The 9,802-nt window shown below is 42.0% G+C and carries 5 protein-coding genes, 1 tRNA gene, 2 pseudogenes and 1 other annotated feature; of the genes and pseudogenes, 4 read left to right on the forward strand and 4 right to left on the reverse strand.

What is annotated here, in order from left to right; all coding sequences use genetic code 11:
* Window positions 1–521: 521 nt before the first annotated feature.
* The 4 genes and pseudogenes from AC075L_RS16255 to AC075L_RS16270 form a co-directional block, all read right to left on the reverse strand.
* Window positions 522–2,178, reverse strand: a pseudogene (locus AC075L_RS16255) (2-isopropylmalate synthase).
* A gap of 93 nt (window positions 2,179–2,271) precedes the next feature.
* Window positions 2,272–2,535: a binding site (T-box leader), on the reverse strand.
* A 95-nt stretch (window positions 2,536–2,630) separates the two neighbouring features.
* Window positions 2,631–2,704 (reverse strand) — tRNA-Pro (locus AC075L_RS16260).
* Window positions 2,705–2,868: 164 nt separating this feature from the next.
* Window positions 2,869–3,258 carry a hypothetical protein gene (locus AC075L_RS16265; protein ID WP_022381422.1) on the reverse strand — a complete coding sequence of 130 codons (390 nt, stop codon included), beginning with the start codon at window positions 3,256–3,258 and terminating at the stop codon, window positions 2,869–2,871.
* 124 nt (window positions 3,259–3,382) lie between these two features.
* On the reverse strand, window positions 3,383–4,624 hold the full coding sequence (locus AC075L_RS16270) for a DUF1015 domain-containing protein (protein WP_128867660.1): 1,242 nt from the start codon (window positions 4,622–4,624) through the stop codon (window positions 3,383–3,385).
* Window positions 4,625–4,882: 258 nt separating this feature from the next.
* Between AC075L_RS16270 and dpaL the strand changes: the two are divergent.
* From dpaL to AC075L_RS16290, 4 genes and pseudogenes are all read left to right on the forward strand, one after another.
* Window positions 4,883–6,113: pseudogene (dpaL, locus tag AC075L_RS16275) on the forward strand (diaminopropionate ammonia-lyase).
* A gap of 145 nt (window positions 6,114–6,258) precedes the next feature.
* On the forward strand, window positions 6,259–7,569 hold the full coding sequence (locus AC075L_RS16280) for a YgeY family selenium metabolism-linked hydrolase (protein WP_025581111.1): 1,311 nt from the start codon (window positions 6,259–6,261) through the stop codon (window positions 7,567–7,569).
* A gap of 207 nt (window positions 7,570–7,776) precedes the next feature.
* A complete protein-coding gene (ygeW, locus tag AC075L_RS16285) occupies window positions 7,777–8,970 on the forward strand; it encodes a knotted carbamoyltransferase YgeW (RefSeq protein WP_055149259.1) in 1,194 nt (397 codons plus the stop codon).
* 201 nt (window positions 8,971–9,171) lie between these two features.
* On the forward strand, window positions 9,172–9,802 hold a 631-nt coding region (locus AC075L_RS16290; RefSeq protein ID WP_476387909.1), incomplete at its 3' end, for an amino acid kinase family protein.

Here is a 9,802-nt window from a genome sequence, read left to right on the forward strand (position 1 = left end):
GAAGAAGCATCACCGTCATATGGTGTATAGTTCATTCCAATAAAGTTACGTACATCGATTTTTTCTTTCCAACGGTTGCCCTTAGTGCCATTCCACTGTTCGAAATTTTTCATTCTTTTACCTCTTTCTCTAAAATATTTCCCGCGCATTTCTCACTGGCCTGGAGTGAGATAATAAAGTGTAAATTGTACTTATTTAGGACACTTTTCTGTCCACGCTGTCAGTATACGTAAACATGAGTGTTATGTCAATTAATTTCCCTTATGATTTGAATGAAATACAATTCTGATAGCTTTTCATCGGAGTTTGCTTCTTTATTGTACTTTATCGCGTACATTAAGACTTTCTTGTATTTTTATAAATACAAAAAAAATACCGGTCAGGAAGTCCTCTGGACAATCTGACCGGTATCTGATTTTTGATATTTTATGTAAACTAATATTATTCCCTGCCAAGCGGATATTAGCCTGACCTGCAGAAGTCAAAAAACAGCAGGAAAAAATCGGGCGTGTCGGAACAATCTAACGGTTATTGATCGCTGTTACAAGTGCATCAATAGATGCGCGAATGATATCCGCGTCTACGCCTGCACCCCAGGCAAGGGTTCCATCCGGCTTTTTGATACCGACATAAGCAATAGCTTTGGAACTTGAACTGCGCTCCAGCGCATGTTCCTGATATGTTTCCAGGGAATATTTCAGCTCATATGCCTTCTTCAGTGCATTGCTGACTGCATCAAGACGTCCGTTACCGGATGCCTCTGTAGTGATTGTCTTTCCGCGGAAAGTAGAGGTAACTTTTGTTATAATACCACCATCTTTCTGCTGGAAATGTACTTCATTGATGCTGTACGGTTCTGTGATATTCTCAAAGGTCTGTTTAAACAGATTGAAAATTTCGTCAGGATGAAGCTCTTTATGTTTGTGGTCTGAAACAGCTTTTGTGGCATATCCCATTGCTTCACGCATTTTCGGAGGAAGATTAAGCCCGAATTTGGTCTCAAGAATATATCCTACGCCGCCTTTGCCGGACTGGCTGTTGATGCGGATAACATCTGCGTCATAATTTCTTCCCACATCTGTCGGGTCGATCGGAAGATACGGAACATTCCAGTGATCCGGATCCTTGTCATCTCTCCAGTGCATACCCTTGGCAATTGCATCCTGATGAGAGCCGGAAAATGCGGCAAATACAAGTGCACCACTGTACGGACTTCTTTCGCCTACTTTCATTCCGGTACATTCTTCATATATTTCACAGATATGCGGCATATCAGAGAAGTCAAGTTTTGGATCTACACCCTGAGAATACATATTCATACCAAGTGTAACAATATCTACATTTCCGGTACGCTCACCGTTTCCGAACAGAGTACCCTCGATTCTGTCTGCACCTGCAAGTAATCCCATTTCAGAATCTGCAACACCGCATCCTCTGTCATTGTGCGGATGGAGAGATACGATTACATTCTCGCGGTATTTCAGATTTTCACACATATATTCTACCTGGCTTGCATATACATGCGGCATGGAATGCTGTACAGTTACAGGCAGATTGATGATGCATTTGTTATCTGCTGTAGGCTGCCATACATCAAGAACTGCATTGCATACTTCCAGAGCGTATTCCGGTTCTGTGCCTGTAAAGCTTTCAGGGCTGTACTCAAACTGGAAATTTCCTTCTGTTTCATCAGCCAGTTTCTTTTAATAATGCGGCACCATCCACTGCAATCTTTAAGATTTCTTCTTTGGATTTCTTAAATACCTGTTCTCTCTGAGCTACAGAGGTGGAATTGTACACATGTACAATTGCCTTCGGTGCGCCTTTGACAGCTTCAAAAGTTTTGCGGATGATATGCTCTCTGGCCTGAGTCAGAACCTGAATAGTTACATCCTGTGGGATCAGATTCTGCTCGATCAGGGTACGCAGAAATTCATATTCTGTTTCAGAAGCAGCCGGGAAACCTACTTCAATTTCTTTGAAACCGATTTTTACAAGAAGTTTAAAGAATTCAATTTTCTGTTCCAGACTCATCGGAATCACCAGTGCCTGATTACCGTCACGAAGGTCTACAGAACACCAGACAGGTGCTTTGTCCACATATTCTTTTTCTGCCCATTTCATGCATTTAACAGGCGGCATAAAATACTGTCTCTGATATTTGCTTGGATTCATCATTTTTTCTTCCTCCGTTATGTAAATATTATGTTTGGACTGTGGGGATTGACTGTAAAAAGACATAAAAAATCTTCCATCTCCACAGACTTATCTGCAAGAGACGAAAGATATTATCATCTTACGCGGTACCACTCTTATTTATGAACAATGTCATACACTCATGGGATACGGAATCTCCGGATATCCGGTATTCTTATATCCTCTCCATATAACGGTGGAAACCGTCTGCACCTACTCTTGTATAATTTCAGGCAGCTGCTCAAAGGCGAGTTCCACAATTTCCTTCCACTGCTTCTCAGCAACCAGCAGTTCTCTGTGCTCCGGTCCGAGTGTACTATTCCCTATCATTGCATTTTACTTATAACTTTATTTGGCTTTTTTGAAATGAAATGAACATACGTCTGAATCATTCATTGTAAAAATATACTACAAACGATTTAACCATATGTCAGTCGGGGCAACAGGATTTGAACCTGCGACCTCACGGCCCCCAGCCGTGCGCGCTACCAAGCTACGCCATACCCCGTAACGCAAGTTAGTATAACAAATTATTTCTGTGATTTCAACTGTTTTTTGAAAAATTTACAAAAATTATACAAATTTAGCAGGAAGAAATTTCATGTACTTTTTTATGTTATAAAATTTCTTCCTGTTTATCCTATGTACAAGCCTTACAATCATCTGTTACAGTTACGCTGGCATGATGGCTTTTTCCAAATTGTCTACACGCATATCCAGTTCAAAAACTTTCTCTCGAGTTTCCTTATTCTCCTTTCTATAGCGAAGCTCATCCATACGTGAATCAAATAGGGCAGATATTTTTCTGTCAATTTCATTTTCCAGTTTAAGTTCTATAGTTTTTACGCTTCCCTTGAGTTGCACAATATCTGATTTCATGTTCGTGATATCCGTCTTCATGTTTGTAATATCTGCCTTCATGTTCGTGATATCTGTCTTCATGTTTGCAATATCTGTCCTCATATCTGCGATATCGTTCTTTACATCGGACATATCATTTTGAAAACCGGCAATGCTTCCCTGTATAGAAAAAAGGATATTTCTCAATTCCGCATCTTCCACATTCTTCCCTCCTTTCGTTATAGTACGTCTCGTTCTCTTTTGTATAGAACCAATTGTACCATTGAAAGAAGAAAAAGTCTACAGCGAAATTATTATAATATTTTTATAAGACATCTTCGGCAAATTATAACTTATGTATAAACAGCCCACTCCGAAGCTTTGGCTCAAACCAGGTGGATTTTGGAGGCATTAATTTGTTCTCGTCTGCAATCTTCATCAGGTCTTCCATAGATGTCGGGTACATGACAAAGGCTACACCGCCGGTTCTGTCCGCAATCTCTGCCAGCTCTGCTGCCTTATGGCTTCCGCCCACAAAGGAGATTCTCTGGTCTGTGCGCGGATCTTCGATTCCCAGGACTGGTCTGAGGACTTTTTCCTGAAGAATGGATACATCCAGCTGTCCGACCACGTCCTTCTTCTCATAGATATCCGGCCATGCTTTCAGGTGATACCACTGTCCGTCCACATACATTCCCATACAATGCTTCTCTACAGGCCTGCATGGAAATCCCGGCATCAGCATCAGTTCAAAGTTGAACTTCAGGGCGCCCAGAAATGCCTTTACAGTTAGGCCGTTCAAATCTTTTACAATCCTGTTATAAGGAAGAATGCAGAGCTGGTCATAGGGAAATACAACAGACAGGAAATAATTAAACTCTTCCTCCCCTGTATATCCCGGATTCTGTTCTCTTCTCTTTAAACCTACTTTTACAGCGGAAGCTGCGCGGTGATGTCCATCTGCGATGTACAGAGAATCAATCCCTGCAAATTCCTTATTTATTTCAGAAATGACCTCATCTTCATCAATCACCCATACTCTGTGTGTGATCTGATCCTCTTCTGTAAAATCATATGCTGCTTCATGATGATCTTTCCAGTTATTCATCAGTGTAAGCAGAGAATCCGGATATCTGCATGCCAGAAAAATAGGACCGGTATTTGCATTACAGGAATCTACATGGTGGATCCTGTCCTGTTCCTTATCTTCTCTGGTAAGCTCATGTTTCTTCACTACACCATTCATATAATCATCAATGGAACTGCATCCTACGATACCGGTCTGTGTCTTTCCTTTTCTTACAAGTTCATATATATAGTAACAGGCCTTCTGATCCTGAACAAGAATTCCCTTTTCTTCCATATTGTCAAGATTTTCTTTTGCTTTTTCATAAACCCGATCATCATACAGATCTGTCTCAGGTTCCAGATCCATTTCCGGTCTGTCAATATGAAGAAAGGACAGGGGATTCTCATCTCCGATTGATTTTGCTTCTTCCCGGTTTACCACATCATATGGAAGTGCTGCCACATCAGCAGCCTTTTCCGGTGTAGGTCGAAGTGCCCGGAATGCATGAAATACTGCCATAATATTTTCTCCTCTTCTGTATCTTTTGTATTGCTCTTTTATACCCACTTTACTGTCTATTCTGTAAAAATAAAACGAACATTATTCATTATTTTATCATATCCAAATCCTTATATCAATGTACAAATTATGAAACCTAATTTTTTTTTGAAAAACCTAAAAATTTTTGTATTTTTCTATTGCAATTTTTAAAATATATGGTATGATAGAATCACAAGTTAAGGAAACCAAATGATAATTTTTAAGGGAGGTCATTTTATGACAGAAGGATTAAAATGGACTGTAAACGAGGTTCCGAAATCAGATGATAAACACCTGGAACTGATGTCCGAAGAAAATGTAAAGAAAGCAAATGAGTTCCACAGAAGTTTCCCACAGTACAGTGTGACGCCTCTTCAGAACCTTTCATCTCTTGCGAAATATTTAGGAGTAAAAAATATTTTCTGTAAGGATGAATCCTATCGCTTTGGCTTAAATGCTTTCAAAGTACTTGGAGGTTCTTATGCAATGGGCCGCTATATCGCAAAAGAACTTGGACGTGATATCAGCGAGCTGCCATACAATGTTCTCTCTTCTGATAAATTAAGAGAAGAATTCGGAGCAGGCTACATTCTTTACTGCAACAGACGGTAATCATGGACGTGGAGTTGCATGGGCAGCTAACCGCCTTGGACAGAAAGCAGTTGTAAGAATGCCTAAGGGAACAACAAAGACTCGTTTCGATAACATTGTCAAAGAAGGTGCTACTGTTACGATCGAAGAAGTAAACTATGATGACTGCGTAAGAATGGCTGCAGCAGAAGCTGCCAAAACAGAACATGGTATCATCGTTCAGGATACCGCATGGGACGGATATGAAGAAATTCCATCCTGGATCATGCAGGGATACGGAACACTGGTTCTTGAGGCTGACCAGCAGTTAAAAGAAATGGGTGTTGAACGTCCGACACATGTATTTGTTCAGGCCGGTGTTGGTTCTTTAGCAGGTGCCGTAGTCGGTTATTTCGCTCATAAATATAAAGATAACCCGCCGGTTATGGCTGTCTGTGAAGCAAGTGCTGCTGACTGCCTGTACCGCTCCGCTGTTGCAAAGACAGGAAATCTGGTAAATGTTACAGGTGATCTTCAGACAATTATGGCCGGTCTTGCATGCGGTGAGGGAAATACGATCGGGTGGGATATCCTGAAAAATCACGTAGATGTATTTGCATCCTGTCCTGACTGGATGAGCGCAAAGGCAACACGTATCTACGCTAATCCACTGGGAGATGATCCACACGTTGTCTCCGGTGAATCCGGTTCCGTTCCGCTTGGTTTCTGCTTCACTGCTCTTCACGATGAAGATGCAAAAGACTTAAAAGAAGCGCTGAAACTGGATGAGAATTCCGTAGTACTTGTTATTTCCACAGAAGGTGACACTGATCCTGTTCGCTACCGCGAGATCGTATGGGACGGATTATACGGAACAGACGAATCTTTAAGCAAATGATGTTTTTGGTGAACACAGACAGGTAAGTGGTATGGTTATCTCGAAAATGATATACCAGTAACTAATAATATGATATCAGATTAGGGGCAAAATACCTTTTGACCCTAACATCATAATATTTTATACATATTGGGAGGGTAAAAAAATGGATTACGCAAAAATTAACGAAGCTGCAATGGGTTATAAGGATGATATGACTAAGTTCCTTCGCGATCTGGTTCGCATTCCTGGCGAAAGCTGCGGAGAAAAAGGACATATCATGAGAATCAAAGAGGAAATGGAAAAAGTCGGATTCGACAAAGTTCAGATCGATCCGATGGGCAATATCCTCGGCTACATGGGAACAGGTAAAACTCTCATTGGTTTTGACGCTCATATTGATACAGTCGGTATCGGTAATATCAAGAACTGGGAATTTGATCCATACGAAGGTTTCGAATCTGATGAAGAAATCGGTGGACGTGGAACATCTGACCAGATGGGCGGTATTGTTTCTGCAGTATACGGTGCTAAGATCATGAAAGACCTTGGTCTTTTAAACGATAAATATCAGGTACTTGTGACAGGTACTGTACAGGAAGAAGACTGTGACGGTCTCTGCTGGCAGTACATCATCCATGAAGATGGTGTTCGTCCTGAATTCGTTGTTTCCACAGAACCAACAGACGGCGGTATCTACAGAGGACAGCGTGGACGTATGGAAATCCGCGTAGATGTAAAGGGTGTTTCCTGCCATGGTTCCGCTCCGGAACGTGGTGACAATGCAATCTACAAAATGGCTGATATTCTCCAGGATATCCGCGCATTAAACGAAAACGATGCTGCTGATACCACAGAGATCAAAGGTCTTGTAAAAATGCTTGATGAGAAATACAACCCTGAATGGGAAGAAGCACGTTTCCTTGGACGTGGTACTGTTACTACTTCCGAAATCTTCTTCACATCCCCAAGCCGCTGTGCAGTAGCTGACTCCTGCTCTGTATCTCTTGACCGTCGTATGACAGCAGGCGAAACATGGGAAAGCTGCCTGGATGAGATCCGTGCTCTTCCGGCTGTACAGAAATATGGCGACGACGTAACAGTATCCATGTATGAATACAACCGTCCGTCTTATACAGACCTTGTATATCCGATCGAGTGCTACTTCCCGACATGGGTAATCCCGAAAGATCACAAAGTAACACAGGCTCTGGAAGAAGCATATAAAGGACTGTACGGCGAAGAACGTCTTGGAAATGCTGAGACAGAAGGCATGAGAAAAGCTCGTCCGCTTACAGACAAATGGACATTCTCTACTAACGGTGTAACAATCATGGGACGTAACAGCATTCCTTGTATCGGATTCGGACCTGGTGCAGAAGCACAGGCTCATGCTCCGAACGAAAAAACATGGAAGATCGACCTTGTAAGATGCGCTGCTGTATACGCTGCTCTTCCAACTGCATACTGCAAATAATAAATAAATTTTCAAATTTTTTTAGGCGACGGATTTCCTATCATCCTAAAGGCTTAATATGTGTCCGGACAGAATCCCTGCTGTAACAGGCAGGGACACAAGATAAACAGATACAGCCGGATAACCGGTGTTTCTGCCAAACGCAGAAATTCAATTATTTCATATCAGGAAAGGATAAGCTATCAAAGCATAGCAGGTATTGATTTTATGAAAACATTACAGGATTACATTGATAAATTAAACAGCTTAAACTTCAAAGAAATGTACAACAACGATTTCTTCTGGACATGGGACAAAACAGATGATGAACTGGAAGCTGTTTTCACAATTGCTGATGCTCTCCGTTTCATGAGAGAGAACAATATCTCCACAAAAGTATTCGAGAGTGGTCTTGGAATCTCTATCTTCCGCGATAACTCCACACGTACACGTTTCTCTTTTGCTTCCGCATGTAACCTTCTTGGTCTGGAAGTACAGGATCTTGATGAAAAGAAATCTCAGATCGCTCATGGTGAAACTGTTCGTGAAACAGCAAACATGGTGTCTTTCATGGCTGATGTGATCGGTATCCGTGATGATATGTACATCGGAAAAGGACATGCTTACCAGAAAGAATTCATGGAAGCTGTTACAGAAGGAAACAAAGACGGTATCCTTGAGCAGAGACCTACTCTTGTAAACCTTCAGTGCGACGTTGACCATCCGACACAGTGTATGGCAGATATGCTCCACATCATCCATGAATTCGGCGGTGTTGAGAATCTGAAAGGCAAAAAGATCGCTATGACATGGGCTTACTCTCCATCCTATGGTAAACCACTCTCCGTTCCGCAGGGCGTTATCGGTCTGATGACACGTTTCGGCATGGACGTTGTTCTTGCTCATCCGGAAGGATATGATGTAATGCCGGAAGTTGAAGAGATCGCCAAAAAGAATGCTGAGAAAAACGGCGGATCCTTCACAAAGACAAACGATATGGCTGAAGCTTTCAAAGATGCTGATATCGTATATCCAAAGAGCTGGGCTCCATTTGCAGCTATGGAAAAACGTACAGACCTTTATGCAGAAGGCGACTTCGACGGAATCGATAAATTAGAGAAAGAACTTCTTGCACAGAATGCACAGCACAAAGACTGGGCCTGCACAGAAGAACTTATGAAAACAACAAAAGACGGAAAAGCTCTTTACCTGCACTGCCTGCCGGCTGATATTACAGGTGTAAGCTGCGAAACAGGTGAGGTTGACGCTTCTGTATTCGATCGTTACAGAATCCCGTTATACAAAGAAGCAAGCTTCAAACCATACATCATCGCTGCTATGATCATGCTTTCCAAATTTGAAAATCCACAGGATATCCTGAAGAAACTTGAAGTCAAAGCAGCTCCAAGAATCCTGAAATAATCAGGCGCAGATTAACAGTTGGATTGCAGTAATATTCCAGCTGCTTTCAAACAGATATTTAATTTTGAAAGCAGTTTCAGAATTTAAATATATTGAAAAATAGCACTCATCATATTGTATAGCAGGCGGGGCTGTCGCAGAAAGCACACAATCTTTATTGCGGCGGCCCTCTTTGCCTTTAAAATCAGGAGGTTTTTACAAATGTTTACAAGAAAAAGAATCGTTATTGCGCTCGGTGGGAACGCTCTGGGAAATACTCTCCCGGAACAGATGGTAGCTGTAAAAACTACTGCAAAAGCATTATGCGATCTGATCGAAGAAGGTCATCAGGTTGTTGTTGTACATGGAAACGGGCCACAGGTTGGCATGATCAACAATGCCATGTCTGCTCTCTCCAGAGAAGATGAGAATCAGCCAAACACTCCTCTCTCTGTCTGTGTTGCCATGAGTCAGGCTTACATCGGATATGATCTGCAGAATGCTTTGAGAGAGGAACTTCGAATCAGAGGATTTGTCCGCACACCTGTCGTCACTGTTGTCACTCAGGTTCGTGTAGATCCCAATGATCCTGCTTTTGAAAATCCATCCAAGCCGATCGGCAAATTCCTGACAAAAGAGGAAGCAGACCATCAGGCCAAGGCATATGGACATATCATGAAAGAAGACGCAGGGCGTGGTTATCGTCGTGTAGTTGCATCTCCAAAGCCTGTTGAAATCGTTGAACAGGATGCGATCAACAGTCTTGTGGATGCAAATAAAATCGTTATCTGCTGCGGTGGCGGTGGAATTCCCGTTGTTCTTAACGGACATCATCTCAAAGGTGCATCAGCAG

Source organism: Blautia sp. ZXY-1-B12, from assembly GCF_056339915.1.